This window comes from Shewanella sp. JNE2, from assembly GCF_023159115.1.
Classification (GTDB): Bacteria; Pseudomonadota; Gammaproteobacteria; order Enterobacterales; family Shewanellaceae; genus Shewanella; species Shewanella putrefaciens.
Map to the genome: position 1 here is coordinate 918,396 of NZ_CP096169.1, position 18,265 is coordinate 936,660.

General features: G+C 42.6%; 14 protein-coding genes and 1 pseudogene. 9 read left to right on the forward strand and 6 right to left on the reverse strand.

Features of this window, described 5'->3' with window-relative positions:
* Nucleotides 1–66 precede the first annotated feature (66 nt).
* Together MZ182_RS04195 and fccA are read right to left on the reverse strand one after the other, a co-directional pair.
* On the reverse strand, nucleotides 67–1,056 hold the full coding sequence (locus tag MZ182_RS04195; protein ID WP_011790530.1) for a 2-hydroxyacid dehydrogenase: 990 nt from the start codon (nucleotides 1,054–1,056) through the stop codon (nucleotides 67–69).
* 255 nt (nucleotides 1,057–1,311) lie between these two features.
* Nucleotides 1,312–3,105 (reverse strand): fumarate reductase flavoprotein subunit FccA, encoded by a 1,794-nt coding sequence (fccA, locus tag MZ182_RS04200; RefSeq protein ID WP_011790529.1) that lies wholly within the window; start codon nucleotides 3,103–3,105, stop codon nucleotides 1,312–1,314.
* Nucleotides 3,106–3,611: 506 nt separating this feature from the next.
* Here fccA and MZ182_RS04205 point away from each other — a divergent pair.
* From MZ182_RS04205 to MZ182_RS04220, 4 genes are read left to right on the forward strand one after another with little or no spacing between them, the layout of a single operon-like run.
* Complete coding sequence (locus tag MZ182_RS04205; RefSeq protein WP_011790528.1) at nucleotides 3,612–4,022, forward strand: hypothetical protein; 411 nt, start codon at nucleotides 3,612–3,614, stop codon at nucleotides 4,020–4,022.
* Entirely contained in the window at nucleotides 4,022–4,552 is a 531-nt protein-coding gene (locus tag MZ182_RS04210) for a class I SAM-dependent methyltransferase (RefSeq protein ID WP_025008443.1), read from the forward strand. The genes MZ182_RS04205 and MZ182_RS04210 overlap by 1 nt, the downstream gene beginning before the upstream one ends.
* 60 nt (nucleotides 4,553–4,612) lie before the next feature.
* Complete coding sequence (locus MZ182_RS04215) at nucleotides 4,613–4,903, forward strand: hypothetical protein (protein WP_011790526.1); 291 nt, start codon at nucleotides 4,613–4,615, stop codon at nucleotides 4,901–4,903.
* A gap of 56 nt (nucleotides 4,904–4,959) precedes the next feature.
* The gene (locus MZ182_RS04220; RefSeq protein ID WP_248066354.1) at nucleotides 4,960–6,531 is read left to right on the forward strand and encodes a rhomboid family intramembrane serine protease; all 1,572 of its coding nucleotides are present in this window, start codon (nucleotides 4,960–4,962) and stop codon (nucleotides 6,529–6,531) included.
* Between the two features lie 38 nt (nucleotides 6,532–6,569).
* Here the strand turns inward: MZ182_RS04220 and MZ182_RS04225 are convergent, their stop codons facing one another.
* Nucleotides 6,570–7,667 (reverse strand): calcium:proton antiporter, encoded by a 1,098-nt coding sequence (locus MZ182_RS04225; protein ID WP_248066356.1) that lies wholly within the window; start codon nucleotides 7,665–7,667, stop codon nucleotides 6,570–6,572.
* Nucleotides 7,668–7,894: 227 nt separating this feature from the next.
* Here MZ182_RS04225 and MZ182_RS04230 point away from each other — a divergent pair, with 227 nt between their 5' ends.
* The gene (locus tag MZ182_RS04230) at nucleotides 7,895–8,218 is read left to right on the forward strand and encodes a hypothetical protein (RefSeq protein ID WP_248066358.1); all 324 of its coding nucleotides are present in this window, start codon (nucleotides 7,895–7,897) and stop codon (nucleotides 8,216–8,218) included.
* A 110-nt stretch (nucleotides 8,219–8,328) separates the two neighbouring features.
* Here MZ182_RS04230 and MZ182_RS04235 read toward each other — a convergent pair whose 3' ends face one another.
* The 3 genes from MZ182_RS04235 to MZ182_RS04245 form a co-directional block, all read right to left on the reverse strand.
* The gene (locus MZ182_RS04235) at nucleotides 8,329–10,071 is read right to left on the reverse strand and encodes a toxin-antitoxin system YwqK family antitoxin (RefSeq protein ID WP_248066360.1); all 1,743 of its coding nucleotides are present in this window, start codon (nucleotides 10,069–10,071) and stop codon (nucleotides 8,329–8,331) included.
* A 9-nt stretch (nucleotides 10,072–10,080) separates the two neighbouring features.
* Nucleotides 10,081–12,354: a hypothetical protein gene (locus MZ182_RS04240; RefSeq protein ID WP_248066363.1), complete on the reverse strand. Its 2,274-nt coding sequence runs from the start codon at nucleotides 12,352–12,354 to the stop codon at nucleotides 10,081–10,083.
* Between the two features lie 200 nt (nucleotides 12,355–12,554).
* Nucleotides 12,555–13,109, reverse strand: a complete 555-nt coding sequence (locus MZ182_RS04245) for a TMEM165/GDT1 family protein (RefSeq protein ID WP_011790521.1) — start codon at nucleotides 13,107–13,109, stop codon at nucleotides 12,555–12,557.
* Between the two features lie 703 nt (nucleotides 13,110–13,812).
* Between MZ182_RS04245 and MZ182_RS04250 the strand changes: the two genes are divergently transcribed.
* The 4 genes and pseudogenes from MZ182_RS04250 to MZ182_RS04265 all read left to right on the forward strand — a co-directional run bounded on the left by MZ182_RS04250 (nucleotide 13,813) and on the right by MZ182_RS04265 (nucleotide 18,261).
* Nucleotides 13,813–15,000 (forward strand): aromatic amino acid transport family protein, encoded by a 1,188-nt coding sequence (locus MZ182_RS04250; RefSeq protein WP_011918770.1) that lies wholly within the window; start codon nucleotides 13,813–13,815, stop codon nucleotides 14,998–15,000.
* A 262-nt stretch (nucleotides 15,001–15,262) separates the two neighbouring features.
* Nucleotides 15,263–15,889, forward strand: a pseudogene (locus MZ182_RS04255) (S46 family peptidase); the annotation flags it as partial.
* 713 nt (nucleotides 15,890–16,602) lie between these two features.
* Nucleotides 16,603–17,070 (forward strand): YHYH domain-containing protein, encoded by a 468-nt coding sequence (locus MZ182_RS04260; protein WP_248066365.1) that lies wholly within the window; start codon nucleotides 16,603–16,605, stop codon nucleotides 17,068–17,070.
* A gap of 186 nt (nucleotides 17,071–17,256) precedes the next feature.
* The gene (locus MZ182_RS04265) at nucleotides 17,257–18,261 is read left to right on the forward strand and encodes a hypothetical protein (RefSeq protein ID WP_248066368.1); all 1,005 of its coding nucleotides are present in this window, start codon (nucleotides 17,257–17,259) and stop codon (nucleotides 18,259–18,261) included.
* Nucleotides 18,262–18,265: the final 4 nt, after the last annotated feature.

An 18,265-nucleotide genomic window follows, 5' to 3' on the forward strand; every position in this document is an offset into this window, starting at 1 on the left:
TTATATTCCGCTATGAGGCTTCAAACGCTGAAGCCTCACTTTAGCAGTCAGGATTTTATCTGTCAGTTAAAACAATTCGTTACCTGACAATTCGCCCGCACTGAGTGCTTTTAGATTGCTCAAGGTTGTTTTAGCGATAGCACTTAAGGCTTCTTCGGTGAGGAAGGCTTGGTGCCCAGTGAAAATCACATTGTGGCAAGCAGATAAACGGCGGAATACATCGTCTTGGATGATTTCATTCGATTTATCCTCAAAGAATAACCCCTTTTCATTTTCGTACACATCAAGCCCCAATGAACCAATTTGGCCCAGCTTTAAGGCTTCCATTGCATCAAAGGCATTGAGTAAGCCACCGCGGCTAGTGTTAATCACCATCACCCCGGGTTTCATCTTAGCGAAGCTTTCTTTATTGAGTAAGTGATGGTTATCTGCCGTTAACGGGCAATGTAAGCTGATGATATCGCTGTTGGCATAAAGCGAATCGAGATCTTGATATTCCACATTAAGGGCTAACACGGCTGGGTTAATAAAAGGATCAAACGCAATGACTTTACAGCCAAAACCGAGTAATACCTTGATGGTTGCCACGCCGATTTTACCAGTACCAATCACGCCAACGGTTTTGCCGAACATATTAAAACCGACTAAACCTTCGAGTGAAAAATTAGCATCGCGGGTACGTTGATATGCTTTATGGATTTTACGATTTAAGGTCAACATCAGTGCGACAGTGTGCTCGGCCACAGATTCAGGTGAATAGGCGGGCACGTTAACGACTTTCATACCTAAGCGTTTAGCAGCGACTAAATCGACGTTGTTAAAGCCCGCACAGCGCATGGCAATAATTTTTGTGCCACCCTTGGCGAGTTCTACGAGTACTTCTTCGCAGAGTGAATCGTTAACAAAGGCGCAGATGATGTCAAAACCTTCGGCAAGTTTCACCGTTTGCATGCATAGACGATAATCGAAATACTCTATTTGCGCACCAAAGGCGACATTGGTACGGTTAAAATATTCTATGTCATATTGTTTTGCGCTAAAAAATCCAATTCTCATTTCAATCACCTACCCCGTTGCCTGATATTGTTATCTGCTAATGAGTGTAAGTGAGTTCGCTTTTTTTGTCCTTAACCTTGAGGTTTACCCCGCTAAAAGAGTGACCTTTATCATCAATTGGACATAAAAAAAGCGAGCCCCTGACGGCTCGCTTATTGGTTTGTTGAGTTTGCTTGAGGATCAAGCAACGGCTCTCATATTAATAGTCGTGCTATGTGAGCCTTGGGCTAGTCCTTTAGCACTGATGATTGCATTTTACTTTTTATCTTTAGCGTATTTTGCTGCAGAGGCACCCGCGATACGGCCGTAAGTTACGATATCAGAGATAGCGTTACCACCTAAGCGGTTAGCGCCGTGAACACCACCGGTCACTTCACCTGCTGCATATAAACCATCAATAGGTTTACCCGTTTTCTCGCTCTTCACTTCGGCCTTAGTATCAATCACTACACCACCCATAGTGTGGTGAACCGCTGGCGCGATTTCGAGAGCATAGAAAGGCGCTACAACTAATTCACGTGGTAAATCAGGACGTTCAAATTGAGCATCTTTACCTGATTTAACGAAACCGTTGTAAGCTGTGACTGTTTTAGCCAGTTCTGCGGCTGGAATATCTAACTGTTTAGCCAGATCTTCAATCGTTTTGCCTTCTTTAACAATGTTCAGGTGAACATAGCCTTCGATGGCTTTTAAGCTCTTACGGATTGAATCATCAAATACCAAATAAGCACTTTCGCCTTTTTGTTGCAGAATCGCCGCAGACGCTTTGTCACGGGTGGTGATTTCGTTCATAAAGCGGTTACCTTCACGGTTAACCACGATAGCCCCGTTACCACGTACCGCTTCAGTGATCATCACACCGCCTGCAGGAGAGTAGGTTGGGTGAGCTTGAATAAATTCTAAGTCGCGAGTTGCCGCACCAGCTTGCAATGCTACGTCTAAGCCGTCACCTGTGGCACCTGGGTGGTTAGTTGCTTTAAAGCCTTTTAACTTAGGATCGTACTTCGCTACGCGATCATTGTTTTTAGCAAAACCACCTGCAGCAATAACAACTGCATCGGCTTTGATCACGTAATAACCTGTGTATTCGCCTTTCACTAATACGCCAGTAATTTTACCACTCGCATCTTCAAGAATACGTACTACACGGCTGTTTAAGCGAATATCAGTACCGCGTTTTACGGCATTATCCCATAGAACTTGTGCGACATGGGCACCTACACCTGCACCGCCAGTAGGACGATGGCTACGGTTAACACTTGCGCCACCCATACGGCCAACGTCTGTCATATCGGCACCCATAGAGGTTAACCAATCGATAGAGTCTGATGAGTTGTTCGCTAAGGTTTTGACTAATTCAGGATCGTTAATATTACGGCCACCTTTCATGGTGTCGTCGATCATGATTTGTTTCTTATCTTCAATACCTAACTTAGCTTGTGGCTTCGTTTCTGCAGCGTTCATACCGCCCGCAGCCAGTTTAGTATTACCACCTGGTACAGGTTCTTTTTCAAGTAGAATGACGTTTGCGCCAGCATCACGGGCAGATACGGCAGCAGCTAGACCTGCACCACCTGAACCAATAATAACCACATCTGTGGTTTCTTTTGCGCCAGCGGCAATGGCTTTATCTTGAGCAGCTTTGTCTGCATCAACAGGCACAAACTTACGTTCCCATTTACCACCGTATGGCATATCAAAGCCAAAGCTATGGCAAGCGTCACAGTAAGTTACTGATTTTTCATGGCCTTTGTGACAGCTAGTACAAGCAATTTCACCAATTAAGTGAGATTTATGGGGGGATACTTTATCTTTAGGTGCGGCGGCGGCTAATTCTTTTAAATCACCGTGGCAGCTAACACATTGTGCATTTTCATGGGTCAGGTTGTCGTTGGTAACGCCACCTTTGTCTGATACGTGGCAGCTATCGCAGCCACCCATTTCACCGTGAAAATCGGCTAGCACTTCCGGCGCTGCATAGGCCGTTCCGGCCATTGCGCCTGAGATCAGCATGGCTAGTGCTGTTTTTTGAATCTTTCTTGTGAACATGATAGTTCCTCCGCCGTACATTCATCTACTTAATAAGGGTTATTCATCGTGGCGTGATATTGGTATTTTACATAGCTCACGCACTTTAGAGCATTCTCCGCTAACAAAGTTAGCACTATCTAAAGAGGTATATGTGTATTTGTGTCACATAATTATTGTTATATCGAAAATAACATATCTAAATTGTGCAATATGATGAAAAAAACAAAATCAAACTGAAATAAATCACTTATTTGATAGGGTGAAACTTGCTTTAGTTAACATATTTATACGGGCTAGTATTCGGCTATTTGAATTAGTTTTGAAAGTTTTGAAAGTTTTGAAAGTTTTGAAAGTTTTGAAATATGTTTAGTTGTATTTTTATTTGATTGTAGTTTAGTGTAAATACGTAAATATTTACCGAGTTAAGTATTATGCAATAAGTGATATTTCGCCAGTAATTGGGGTGGAAATTTATTGTTTATTTTGCCAGTATGTTAGCTGTATGATTTTTAAAGGTTAAATTTATGCGTAGCGATCATGTGTCAGAGAGACGTTTTTGGATACAGCGACTGAGTAAAACAAGCTTAAGGGCGTTGCATATACTTGGTGTTGTCGGTGCGGGGGGAGGAATATTACTCGGCGTAGAAAAACTCCTGTGGCTGAATTACTGGTATATTGCAATGTCGACAGGAAGCATATTGATGTGTTGGGAAGTCGTACGGGATTGGCGTTGGCTTATTCAGCTTAAGGGTGTGTTAACCTTGGTTAAATTAGGTTTGCTTTGTTTGTTTATACCACTCGCAAATTATAAACCTGAGCTGCTTATACTCGTCTTGTTTTTATCTGTTATCGTTTCCCATGGTCCCGCTGGACTCAGGCATTATTCGATTGTGCATCGTCGACAAATTGAAACTAAAAAAGAGATTAAAGGCTAATGCTCCAAACAGATTGTGCACTTTTAAAGCCATCGGCATTAATAACTCAATTCCCTTGGCCATCTTTAGTGGGCTTGAATGTGCTTGATTTAGCTTGCGGTTCTGGCCGTAATGGCCTGTGGTTCTTAGCACAGGGAGCCGATGTTACTTTTGTCGATAGCGATCTGTCTCGTTTGTATGTTGAGCATCCTAATGCGCATAAACTTCAGTGGGATTTAGAGGCCCATTCGGCACCAATTTTGCCTGTCGAAGCATTTGATATTGTGTTGGTGTTTAATTATTTACATCGGCCTTTGCTGGCACAGATCGCCGCAAGTGTTAAATCCAAAGGGTTTGTTGTTTATGAAACTTTTACATGGCGCCAAGCTGAAATAGGGCGGCCACGTAACCCGGATTTTTTATTGATTGAACATGAACTCAAATCAGCATTTGCCAACTGGCAACCTTTGCATTACTTTGAAGGACAATTGAGTGAATCTCATTCGGATCGTATGAGCTTTAAAGCACAGATAATCGCTCAAAAGTGGTAGTATGCTATCCTGTCCGATCCTAAATCTATCCATGCACAAAGTAAAAGTAGAGGCCGCAGGATGTTTCCCTATCCAGAGCAATACCGCATTGCCACTCCACCGATAACGACAGCCATTATGGTGGGTTGGGCGCTGCTCAGTCATAGCGTGTTGGCGGATGCTAGCCCAGTAGCGTTATACCCATTATTTGCGCTGTTTCCTCTGATTATTGCATTACATATGTACTTAATTTGGTTGGCGAAAGGGATGGGAAGGCTCGATCAGTTTTTCTATGCGTTAGTGCATATTCCATTAGCGTTTGTGGTGTGGACGTTTACCATTATGCATGTCAATGGTAATGCATTTTCCTAGTTTATTTTCCTGATTTGTGACTACTTTACTTAAGATGTGTTCAAGGATGATTGCGTGTGGATCTAGAGTTTAAAAAACGCCAACTACTTTATTTTCCTGTTTTATATCTCAGTGGATTATTTATTTTAGGCTATAGCCTTATCCATTGGTTTTTACTGCAATTATTTAATGTAGATGAAGACCTTGGGTATTTTTGGTTACCTCTGTTGCTTCCCGGTGGATTGTTGTTTTTTTTCCTTCGGCCTAGGCTTAAACTGCTTAACTTTACGGGCAGTCATTCACGCTTTATATATCTTCTAATTGCTTCAATTTATATTGCAGTTCCTACCATCATTGCTCAGGCATACCTAAAGACGGTAACGGGCAAGTTAACTCAGCTTGATTCGATACAGGAAATCATGCTGCACCCTCCGACGCAGTTTTATCAATTAAAACGGTCTTATATCGATAAAACGCAAATCGGTTTACAGCGTAGCTTTGAAGTAACAGGTAGGAGTAATAACAGACTAACGATCAAGCTGTATATCGCCATCCCCATTTTTGCGAGCGAGGCAGATAGCCACCGCGCTCCCGCTCTGGCATGGTATGGCAAAATATACCAAGAAGAGATCAGTAATCGACTCGAACCTGATGAAAAAGAAGCGCAATTTCAAGCGTTCTTAACACGTATACAAACCGAGTTTGACGAGTTTGATCCCCATGCGTTTAATTATCTAGATCGTCTCGGCCCCTCTTCACTTTATTCGGATTTGCTCTCTGCCGCACAAAACAGCCCCAGCTACCAAGCTGAATATCGGACTATTTTTATGCCAGCATTCACTCCCTTTGAGGCGCGAAATGTTCATAAACTAGCGTGGATTATCGGCTGGCTGTTGGTTGGAGCATTGGTGTGGTATGTGATGTTGCGACGGGTCAAACTGGATGAAGTGGCGTTGAACTCAGGGGCATTAGCAAAACAATTGGATCATCGGAATACCACCTCTGAATTACAGTCATGGCTTGAGTTCATCCGCCCTAAAGCCGGTTTTATGGTCACGCCAGTACTGATGTCTCTCAATGCATTCGTGTTTATCTTTATGGCATGGTCAAGCTCGCATGTTATTCATTTTCAGAGCCATTTGTTGCTTGAGTGGGGGGCTAATTTTCGGCCTAACGCACTTGCGGGTGAGTGGTGGCGCTTAGTCACGAGTAGCTTTATCCACGGCGGCTTAGCGCACTTAGTGCTGAATCTTTACGGATTGTTTTTCGTCGGTACCTTTATTGAGCCTTTGCTGGGTAAATGGCGATTGTTGTTGGTGTATTTAGTCTCGGGGATTCTGGCGAGTGTTGCGAGTCTCTGTTGGTATGATGCCACTATAAGTGTGGGAGCATCGGGCGCCATTATGGGACTTTTCGGGATATTAGTGATTTGGGTTTGGAAGCGGGTTTTTGCTAAAGAAATTCATTTTATCTTAAGTATCAATGTAGCGATATTTGTCACTGCAAGTGTAGTTTCTGGTTTTTTGGGTGGCGTTGACAATGCGGCTCATATTGGCGGATTAGTTAGTGGTTTACTGCTTGGGTTTCTTTTACTGCCGTATATTCGAAAACCTCAGCCCACTAAAAAACAAAAGCCGAGAAGAAAATAAATACTTCTCGGCCGTTGAAGGATGTTTTCTGTTAATGTTTAGGCATGTTCAAACATTAAGAACAAATACACGATAAACAGCACTATATGAGTCGCGCCGTGCAGTGCATTGGTACGACCGCTACTAAAGCTGACCTTACAGACCATTAAACTGGTGATTAACAGCACCATGTCGGCGGGTGACAGGCCTAAATGGACTTCTTGATCTATCACGCTGCCAATAATTAATACCGCGGGGACTGTGAGTGCAATCGTCGCGAGCACTGAGCCAAAATACAGATTCATCGCCCGCTGTAATTGATTGTTTAACGCGGCCTTAAAGCCTCCTACCGCTTCGGGTGATAAAATCAAGCAGGCGACAATAAAGCCCCCTAATGCCTGTGGAGCGCCTAGGGTTGCTACGCTGTAATTGATGGGCATAGCTAAGGTTTTTGCCAGCAAGATGACCACCAACAAATAGCCAATTAATAGAATCGTATGGTAAGCATTACTGCGCAGTATGCCGTGGTGTTCCTCATGGTCTTCATGATCGGCATCGACAAAGAAATGGCTATGGCTCTTTGTCTGTACCACTAAAAAGACGCCATAGAGCAGAATCGAAATAATGATCAGCATCCAAGACATGGCTTTAGACATGCCACCGATAGTGCCACCTTCGGTAAAATTGGGCAGCACTAAACAGAGTAGGGCGAGGGGAATAATCGCCACGAGATAGGATTTTACGCCATCTAAATTGAAATGCTGGGTATGGTAACGCCAGCCGCCCAGTAATAATGTAAAGCCCACTAAACCATTGATGATTAACATGACGACGGCGAACATAGTGTCGCGCGCCATGACAGGATTGGGTTCTCCGGTCAGCATCACGGAGGAGATCATCACCACTTCGAGTGAAATGACCGATAAAGTTAAGATTAAGGTGCCATAGGGATCGCCAAGTTTAATCGCTAGCGCATCTGAGTGGCGTACCACAGAGAAAATAGCCCAAGTTACAATACCCAATAGGGCGAGCGAAACGGGGATATAGGTCGAGAGGGCGGTGCCATCGGCGAGTAAGCTATCGCCACCGTTTTTAAAGAATACTAAGGTCAGTATTCCCAGTAGTAGGGCTAACTCGTCTTTCATAAATGTCTTCATAGGCAATGTGTCCTAAACGAAAAAAAGGCCGTTAGTATAGACACTGGTTATGGCACACTTTGCATTAAACTTCTTTTAGATTTTACAGTTGAGGTGTTGATGCTAAGGTTTTTTATTTTAACTAAGTCTGCCTACGACGGTTATCGTTAAGGGTGGTATAAATATGATTATGCTGAAGTGATTCATCTTCTAGCCTTAACTAAAAACCGATTTATGAAGGTAGTGATTTGATTAATATAGTTATTTTTTGTGTGATTGTGATTGTGATTTTGTATTTTGGATTTGAACAACACCGAGATCGACAAGCCTATATGGCGATACTGCTCTATGGGGTTTATATACTTATATATGAGTTTGTCCCACCTTTCCCGAGTGTTACATCATCCCATATAGGTAAATTATACGGTTTGGTGCCTATGTTATCCGTTGGCGCTATCCTCTTTCCGCATTTCAATACCAAGTCACCAGAAGTGGTGACTCGTTGTATCGGCTGGCTGGGATTGCTTTCTGTATTCGTCATTTTAGCAATGTTTAAAATATTGATATGGTAGTAGAGCTGCCTACTGTGCTGTGCACTCAATACAGTGCACAGCGGTTTGGTTTTTATTAATGGATTAACTCTGCGGCTTAAGCTAAAAGTCGCACACTCAAAAACCGTAGACTAAAAGATGGGGAAGACATGGTCCGAGGTAATCACCGGGGGCGGTATTTCCTGATTTAAAAACTTGCCATGATGGTAGCTATTAATCACTTGTATCCAGCCATTATCCCTGAACTCGTATTGTTTACCATGAAACCTGCTCTGCTCGTCATAATTAGCAATTTCAAGCAAATAGTCTTCGGTATTACGCAGTTCCCAATGGCCGACTTGTTTACCTTGGTCGAAGCGACCGTACCAATAACGTCTCTCAGGATTTGGCCTTGGGTTGAAACCGAACTCTCCATGGGTATACACCCAGTCGCCATCCTGCTGCCCATTGCGGTATTCGCCCTTTTCATACAATTGGCCGTCAGTGGCATAGCGTTGGACTAATCCTTCGGGTTTGCCATGGTTAAAGTTTATTAATTCAAGCAATTGCCCTGAACTTGTCTGATTGCGGAACTCGCCATGGAGTTCCCCTTGGGTATCATAACTAAAGGTGAGGGTGGCATCCTCTTGTTGTTTTTTCCATTTGCCTGAGGGCTTGTCGTTGGCATATTGGCCTTGCTCGGCCAGCCATTGTTCCCCTGTTTCATGCTTAATTTTCAGCATTTCGTAGGGGCCTTCGCGCTTACCCTCTTTAAAATATTCCCGGGTAATCACTTTTACAGTTTGACTACGGTTTAGGGTTTGCAGATATAAACCGGTCAATTGGTTATCGATATGCTCGCTGCGGCTAATTAACTCACCTTGCTCAAATATTTCGTTGAGAACCCATTTTTTAAGCTTGTCTTCTTCGATGTTAGAGGTAAGTTGACCGTCACTAAAGCGTTGATGCTTACGGTAAACCCAGCTGTTGTTTTGGTGTTTTTCTTCGGTTGAACTGAGCATGTCACCCTTTTCATCGTATTTAATCGATAAGGTCACATTCCATGGTGCTTCTATGATTTCCTTTTGTGCTATCTGGCCATTTTCATAGTAATCCAGCTGTTCACCGACTTTATAGTCATTGTGGTAGCGGTAGTGGCGCTTTACCTTGCCATCAGCGAAATATTCGAAGTAATCCCCGTGTTTCTTACCTTTGACATAAGCTTGGGTCGAGATGATTTTACCAAACGCCCAGTTTGTTTCGTTGCCATGTGTGAGCCCGTCCACCATTGGGGTTTCGAGGTGCAAGTTGCCATTATCATAGTACTGAGTAACACAAGTGCCGCTATTACAGACCTTGCCCCTAAGCTTTCCCTCGCTATCAAAGAGCTCGCTTATGCCGACCTCTTTACCATCTTGATAGGTGGTTTTGTAACGGATCTTTCCACCTTCCCAATAACCTGTTTCTGGGCCTTGTTTCACACCATTTTCATAGTGGGATTCAACATACAATTGGCCCGTTGCTATATATTTTTTGAGCAAGCCATGAAGTTGGCCTTGCCCATTGCGAAAGCCTTGCTCGTACGGCTTACCATCCTCAAAGTAACATTGATAAGCACCGCGGAATTGTTCACTGGTGAGTGTTTTACCGATATTGTTATCGGCGAGGGAACTGGCGCAGAAAAGCATATCGTTGTCTTTGTAATAAATCTCGGCCTTATAATTTCCGTCAATCACTTCAGTCGATTGCTTTAAATAATAGCGAGCTAACTTTTTATTTTTGATGATCTTCCAATGTTCATCGAGTAGCACGTTTTCTGCATTGGCATTGGTACTGATAGTGATACTGACAAGTACCAGTGCTCCAAGGAGCCGTTTTACTGTAAATAGACGCATAACCGCTCCTTAAGGCAAAGGTTTAAAGGTGAATTCATAGGGGATATCGACGGAGTTTTCAGAGAGCGTCATATAACTCACCTTCGCGGCAGGGCCGGCAACACTCAAATAGCGGCCATCGACCAGCACCTCTTTAATCCGCAGTTCGGTGGTTTCGGGCAGTCGAATCGTTAGGGATTTGCCTTGGGCATCCTCGACTTTAAAGTAGTTCTTAAGATCTTTACTCGGCTCGTCACCATAACCGGTTTTTGTTAGCCAAGCTTGTAAATCGATTAACCAAGGACGTGGGTTAGCTGCCTGCTCTAAGGGTTGCCAACTGATATCACCTTGGCAATGGATTTTTCCTTGGATGTGTTTATCGTAGAAAAACTGCCGCTCGCGGTCGGGCGTCATCAGGGTATAGGCTGGTCCGTTTGGGGCATTATGCTCAAACAGCCAAGTGACTTCGTGTTTCCCCTCTTTAAAACCTTGTTCTATTTCAGGTTTACAGGCACTCGCTAATGCGGCTGACATAGGAATATACAGATTATGGCCATTTTCAGTCTCAGGTTTTATCCCTTGGATCGCACTGATTTCGGCGTTTGATGGCTCAAGATTTTGATAGAGGAAGTTATTGAGGCTCGAATCGCCAAACTCGCTTAAGGGATTGGCCAGATTTTGGTTGTAGTCGGTAAAGGTCACAAAGCGGATGTTCTTGGTTTGGCTTAACTCCGGCTGTGGTTGGCTCTCCAGTATTACAACGGTTTTAGGGATTTCATCTAGCTTAAGTAGCAGGGCGCGGGTGCTAAGGTGATGAGGATCATCGACACCGATTAATTCCCCCAGCAGTTCCTTATCTGTCACCGTTAACCATTTAGGATAATCACCATCGCGACGAGCTTCGGCCATCTTTCCTTTAAATTGCTGAAAAGGAAGATTAATGTTTTTAGTCTTACTCTGCTTTGTTACGACTTTAAATAGCTTTGCCTCGGCGTTGAGCACCTGAATCGTGAGGCTCGCATCGCCAAAGGTATAGGGAGTGGCGACCAGTTCATCCCACGATTTTTCGACTATCTTATTGCTTTCAGGGATAAGGGTCAGCTTGGCGGTGATATGGTCTATCTGTTTAAGTTTATTGGCGGTGTTGTCCCAGCCTGTGGCGATAAGATCCACCGAAGACTCAATCGAGCGGTTGAAATTCATCGCCATACCTTTGCTGTGCTGCCAGAAGTGAATATCTATCGGATTTCCGCTGGCATCAAAGGCGGCTAAGTCTTCATAATTCACATTAGCAACCACATATCGCGGGCTCATATTATGCACAAAGCGCAATTGCAGCACTTCTGGCGTGTCAGCGCCCCATGGGCCAATATTATCAAGAATACCTTGCTGATCAGCTAATAAGGATTTTATAAAGTCCTTATCATGGGCTTTATATTCCCGCGGAACATCGCTAATCGGGTAGAGCTCTTTTTGCAGATCATCTATATCACGCTCGGCATCGTACCTAGCGTCGGCATGCCAAAGCATGCTCATGATATAAGGGCTATCCTTGGGCGCCATGGCGATGCGGCGGGTGAGAGTACTGCCTTGCTGCACTTCCTGTTGAAAAAACGCCATGCTTTCTAACCAACCGGTTTTGCGGTTAAGCTCGAACTTGCCATAGGCCTTAAAGTTGTCTTTTTCACCTTGTACTACCGCAAATAACTTATCTTCGGTCACTCTCTCAACCGTCCAAGTTAAGCGCGCGTCCATGGGGGCGCTAATGCTATAGCCGACCTTAGGCTCTAGCGCCACGGGCAAAGTTGGAGCCTGTTCAAACAGTGACTTAAGATTAGTCCAGTGCTCAAATAGCTCGATAACCTCTTTTTGATCCGCCTTCGCGATGGGCGTCAGTTGACGGACTTCACCCTTGCTGAACTCCACATTAAAGCCGTCTTTAACCAATTGCACGATTTCATTGGACTTGCTTTTAGGGTCGATATTACTCACCGGAATAGGCAAGCCATAGTCGCTTATTTGCAACAGGTTAGGTTGGAGAAAAAAGCGGGCGTTATGGGTTAATGGCGTCGTTAAGCTGGCCGCTTTACCTGCTTCATCTTGTAATTGGTAATCCAGCAGCAATCGCGCCTGCATCACTTTGCGGGTTTCAAAGCCATCATCGAGGCTGACGGTGGAAATAATCTGATATTCACTTTGAGTGGGGATGCTAGCTGACTTGCTTGAAAGCGAATTATCGCAAGCCGTTAACCCAAGCGTGATCGTGATAGTGGTACAAATTACCCTGCATATCCTTATAGCCATTAGAACTCCATCTGCAACTTATGTTGTTGAAATGTAAGATTATTAATTTATGAATTGATGGCATTATACACAAAAATATCTCAGGGGAATAAATTAGATACCCGTCAGAAAAATATCTTTGCGTTAATCAAGGTGGCGTCGTGGGGGGAGACATTCTATGGGATAAACCAGATGGGTTATCCCATAGAATGGTTCGAGCATTAAAACAGCAGTGTTGCTACGCCTAATAGAGCGAATAATACAGCACAGCCACGATGGATCCAGTGCATAGGTAATTTTTCTGCGCTAAAGTGCCCTGCAATCACAACAGGAACATTGGCGATCAACATGCCTAAAGTTGTACCAGCAACCACCATGGCGAGGGCATCGTATTTTGCGGCTAATACCACTGTGGCTATCTGAGTTTTATCTCCCATCTCTGCAATGAAAAATAAGATAAATGTGGCTAAAAATGGCCCCATTTTATAAAAACGACTTTCCTCCGCGTCCACTTTGTCAGGAATTAATACCCAGAGTGCAATGCCAAAGAAGGAGGCGGCAACTAAATAGCGAGCAAGATCGGGGTTTACCCAAGTGATGGCCCATTGACCAACCCAAGCTGCGGCAAAATGGTTAAACAAGGTTGATAGCAAAATACCTAAAATTATCGCGGTTTTATTTTGAAATCTTGCGGCGAGTAATAGTGCAAGCAATTGAGTTTTATCACCAATTTCGGCGATAGCAACCGTAAAGGTTGAGGCAAGTAGTGCTTCCAAGTGTGATCCTTTAGGGGTGGTTTAGACATAAGCACAATAGACCGTCCACCCCTAGGTGCGGTTATTGTGCTCAGGTCTTGCTTGGCAAATCAATGACTTGCTGTGAATACCATGGCCTGTTGCCAAGTATGTTGATATTCACCCTAGATAACGATGGCTCGAAATCCAGTTAGCTACTCCCCCGAAGCGAGGCGTGCATTATAGCGAAGTGAAGCAGAGTTTCAAGGGCGGGATGTAAATGGCGCCTGAGTTCCTCTTTAGTGTGATTTATGGCGCTATGAGCATGAATAATGAAGAGGATTTGATAACTTTGTATTTTTTGTTTGCTCAATCGCGATTAAGTTGTTGCGATACAAAATTCCATTCAGCTTTATTGATAACTGGCTTGCCCACTGGGTTTGGCTCTGTTAATGTCCCAAGTTATCTCTTTATCGATGTATTTAATCGGTACTTTATTAGGGTCACACCATTGAAAGTCACGTCACTTTTCTTCAAACGATTTAGTTAGCCTCAATGGCGACTGAGTTGAAATATTCAAAAGCTATTGGGGCCAATTGATCTGTTTAATCAAGATCTGATTGGATGCTTTAAGTTTTATGACGCTTTTAATCTAATGACGACATAGTGACGCAGGGCTTTATCCTTCAAATCGATGCAACAATATTGATAAAAATAATAAGTAAAACTTGAATAGGATGATTGTGTGAATTTAAAAATACTCGGTTCAATTGCCATTGTTGCTGGTACGGCAATTGGCGCAGGCATGTTAGCTTTGCCTTTAGCTACTGCAGCTTTAGGGATTATTCCGGCAATTTTATTACTGGTGGTTATTTGGGGCATTTCCGCTTATACCTCGTTGTTAATGCTCGAAATCAATTTGCGCTCTGGTGTGGGTGACAATGTGCACGCCATTACGGGTAAGCTACTCGGTAAAAAGGGCCAGATTATCCAAGGTGCATCATTTTTAAGTTTATTGTTCGCACTAACAGCAGCTTATCTGACGGGGGGCTCGTCCCTGTTAGTATTAAAAGCGCAAAATATGTTCGGTATAGTGCTGGATAACCAAGTTGCAGTACTGTTGTTTACATTGGTTCTCGGTGGATTTGCGGCGCTAGGTGTGGCTTGGGTTGATAAGATTTCACGCTTACTATTTTCTTTGATGATTTTATTGCTCGTGGTTGTGGTGCTGTTTTTATTACCCGAAGTGAGTCTTGCTAGTATGGCAACGGGGGCGATTGCGGAGTCTATGACCAGCAGTTGGATGGCGGCCATTCCTGTGGTATTCACCTCTTTTGGCTTCCATGTGTGTATTGCAACCTTAGTGCGCTACTTAGATGGGGATGTGGTTTCACTGCGCAAGGTGTTGTTAATCGGTTCGACAATTCCATTGGCTTGCTATGTGTTTTGGTTGTTGGTGACCTTAGGTACAGTGGGAGGCGCAGAGATTAGCGGTTTTAACGGATCGTTACCGGCCCTTGTCACCGCTTTGCAAGAAATTGCACACACGCCTTGGATAAGTAAATGTATTTCATTATTTGCTGATTTAGCCTTAATTACTTCTTTCCTTGGCGTAACCTTAAGTTTGTATGACTTTGTCGCCGAGCTGACCCGTGCCAAAAATACGGTTTTTGGCCGTATTCAAACTTGGTTATTAACCTTCGTGCCACCCTTATTGTGCGCGCTATATGTGCCCGAAGGTTTTGTGGCGGTACTGGGGTTTGCGGCCGTCCCTTTAGTTGTGATGATTGTCTTTTTGCCGATCGCTATGGCCCTTCGTCAGCGTCAACCTCAGGCATTAGGTTATCAAGTTGCTGGTGGCTCGATGGCATTGGCGTTAGCAGGCCTTTTAGGGGCAGTTATTATTGGTGCACAGCTATTTGTGGCGCTCTAATTGAGCGTGATTATCTGAGCCGTTTTAAAAGCAAGTTGAGCCTGTACTATTACTCAGATGTATTTGCTTTGTAAGCGAGTTTGTCAAAGTCTGTTGGAAGCTGTGTATCATGTGATAAAGTCAGGCCCTGTGCCTGACTTTTTGCTTTTACAGGTTTTAAGGCAATCAGGTTGAGGGTCTTTCGCCCTTCAATAGACGATTAATGACAACAAAATAGCCTAGCTTGCGCGCGGCTTTATTCACATAAAACGGACTTAACACAATGAAAAAATGGTTACTTACAGTTGCCGTTGCCGCTAGTTTTGGCGCTCAAGCGGACGAAGGTATGTGGCAGCCCCACCAGTTACCCGCGATGGCCGATGAGCTAAAAGCAAAGGGATTAGAAATTGATGCCAAATCAATTTCTAAACTGACCGAATTCCCGATGAATGCCGTGATAAGCCTTGGCGGTTGCACTGCATCATTCGTATCGCCAAAGGGCTTGGTAGTCACGAATCATCACTGTGCCTATGGTGCGATTCAATATAATTCTACCCCTGACAAAAACCTGCTCCAAGATGGCTTTTTAGCTAAGACATTTGCCGATGAATTACCTGCAACCCCCGGTTCTCGCATTTATGTGACTGAAGATGTCACCAATGTGACCGAGCGTATTAAGGCAGGGCTTGAGTCCAAAGTAGGTAATGAGTTTTATCAAGGTGTTGAGCAACAAGAAAAAGCCTTAGTCGCTGAATGTGAAAAGGAAGATGGCTATCGCTGTCAGGTTTATAGCTTTCACGGTGGCCTCGAATATTATCTTGTCAAACAACTCGAAATTCGTGACGTGCGCTTAGTTTATAACCCAGCCGGAAGTGTGGGTAAATACGGCGGCGATGTCGATAAGAGGATGTGTTAGTTTTACGGTGTTTTTGTTCCACTTCATGTACTGAAATTTAATCCTCCTCAAATCATCAGCCCCTCTTGTAAGCTACTAAAAATTAAGTATAAAAATCCCCCCGCATTTTTTATTCGTTTGTATACCTTAGGTATTCGGTATTATTAAGTCGCTATCAATGTATGGCTAATACAGAACTCTTTCCTATGAAACAAGGTGCTTCGATTTCATTGTTAGAGTCGCTGTGACAGAGGTCGCGGAAAGAAATTGGGATTGAAGATGTAAGATTACATGATTTATAGCACATCTATGCAAGTTAAGCCGTCATGGTTGGGGGCATCAGCAAGAGTCCCTAAAGTCTTTAATATCTCAAACTGATGAGGCTCCATTTTTTGCTGTAGAAGTAAGGCAAAGCGTCTGTTAGAAAGAAAATCAACAGCAAAGCATAAAACTGCGAAGAAAGTGAAGCAGGTTAAACCATTACAGTTATCTTTAACTAAATGGAGATCAGCACGATATAACGATTTAGGGATAGCGAGATTATTTGGTCGCTATGACTGTTTTTACATTTTAGCTTATGGATTGTGGCGAGGTATCATTCCATACTCGAACTAATAATATAATTTATTTGTTATTAAATAGAGGGTGTTAATGTTATTTGCTTGCTAAATAAAGTAAGATTGGAAACGTATAAGTTCTATACAAAGCTTAACCTAAAAAGGAATTACATGAAAATCTTACTTACATGCTTACTTTGCACTGTCCCTATGACTGCTTTTGCTCACTCAGGGGGGACGGATAGCAATGGATGTCATGCTGGAAGTGAGCCATATCATTGCCATAATGGTGAAAAATCATCTGCAATAAGTATGGGAGCATGGGATATAAATTCTGGATATCAATATCAGTTTGATAAGACCAGTATAATTCCATATTTAGGTGTTTCTTTGGGTAGTAGTGAACATGATGGAGAAACATCTTTAGGTGCTAATTTAGGGATTAAGCATCAAAATGGGTTGTACGCTGGCTATGTATCAACATCTAAGAGTTTTCAGTTAGGTTACGATTTTTTTCATTTATCAATCAATTCAGATTATTTAGGGGTAGGTATTCGCTACCCATTTGGAAATGGAAATAACACTGATCAAAGTGGAATTTACTTTAGTGGTAGTGCGCTTTTCTCTGGTGACGAGTAAATTTTAAGGTTAAAGATCTACAAACTTGCTAGGGTGAATTTCTTGTCGATCTTATCTTGCCACTGATAGTAGTGATATTGGGTGGAGGTCGTCATTGAATTTATTCACTACTGGAAATACCTGTTTGTGGATAATATAAATTTTACCAATATAAGTTTTTAAGATAATTAATAAAAGGAATTTTATATGTTTAAAAAAATGTCAGTTATTGTGCTTTTTATTTTAATCGGTTGCAATTCGACGCCGACACCATTAAGTTCTGGTAATCAATATTCTCCTGCTAATCAAGAGCAATTCGTATTTATAACTAAAAAAGAAGGACTTAGAAAATTCGGTTACGCGAACTTCTGCCCAGATACATCAACAGCCATGTGTTATAAAAATGTGCTTAGTTATGATAAGTATCATGATATGAAAGGGTATTTTATAACTACGAAACCAATTTTAAAAAAACAAGGCTACTCCTTTTGGCCAGTTACCTTAGAAAATGGTGAGTCATATTATTATGTAACAACAAATGATCGTTTTGATAAAAGTTTTGAGATTGCTCGATATGGTGATGTTGGGGATGTTTCTTATACGGCGGAGTCTATATTAGAAGATTCCGATGTGAAAATTGTTGGTTATAAAAAACATGACACTGCACCGAAATATATATTAAGTAATGGGAAGGAACTTAGCGAAAATCAACTGAACATGCTAAAAGAACTCCTAAAAAAATTAAATGATAACGCCGATCTTTTACCTTTGCTTTCAGAAATGGTAATAACTAAAGATACTTTTGAAGGTAATTATATAATCTCAGCTAGAGGGGAGAATCTATCTTCACCATATAAAATTAGAGCAGTTGTTAATGGAGTCAGTAATAACGTCTCTTTTTACTACGAAATACGATATTTTGGTGATAACTGGATTTTTGCTGAAAGTTATAAAATGGCAATTGACAGCTTTAAGACTGATACAGTAGTTGCAATATTTAACCGTGATAATTTTGGTCGTAATGTTTTTGAGCAGACTATTTCCCCTATGAATTCAGAGTCTTGGGATTTGGCGTTGAAAGTGTCAAATTCAACTAGCTCGGCAATCAGATTTTATGGAAAACGTAATTCAGATAAGATTTTGAGCGAAATAGATAAGAAAGATATATCTAAAATGATCGAGTTACATAACTTATTGAATTTGATGAATTGAAAGC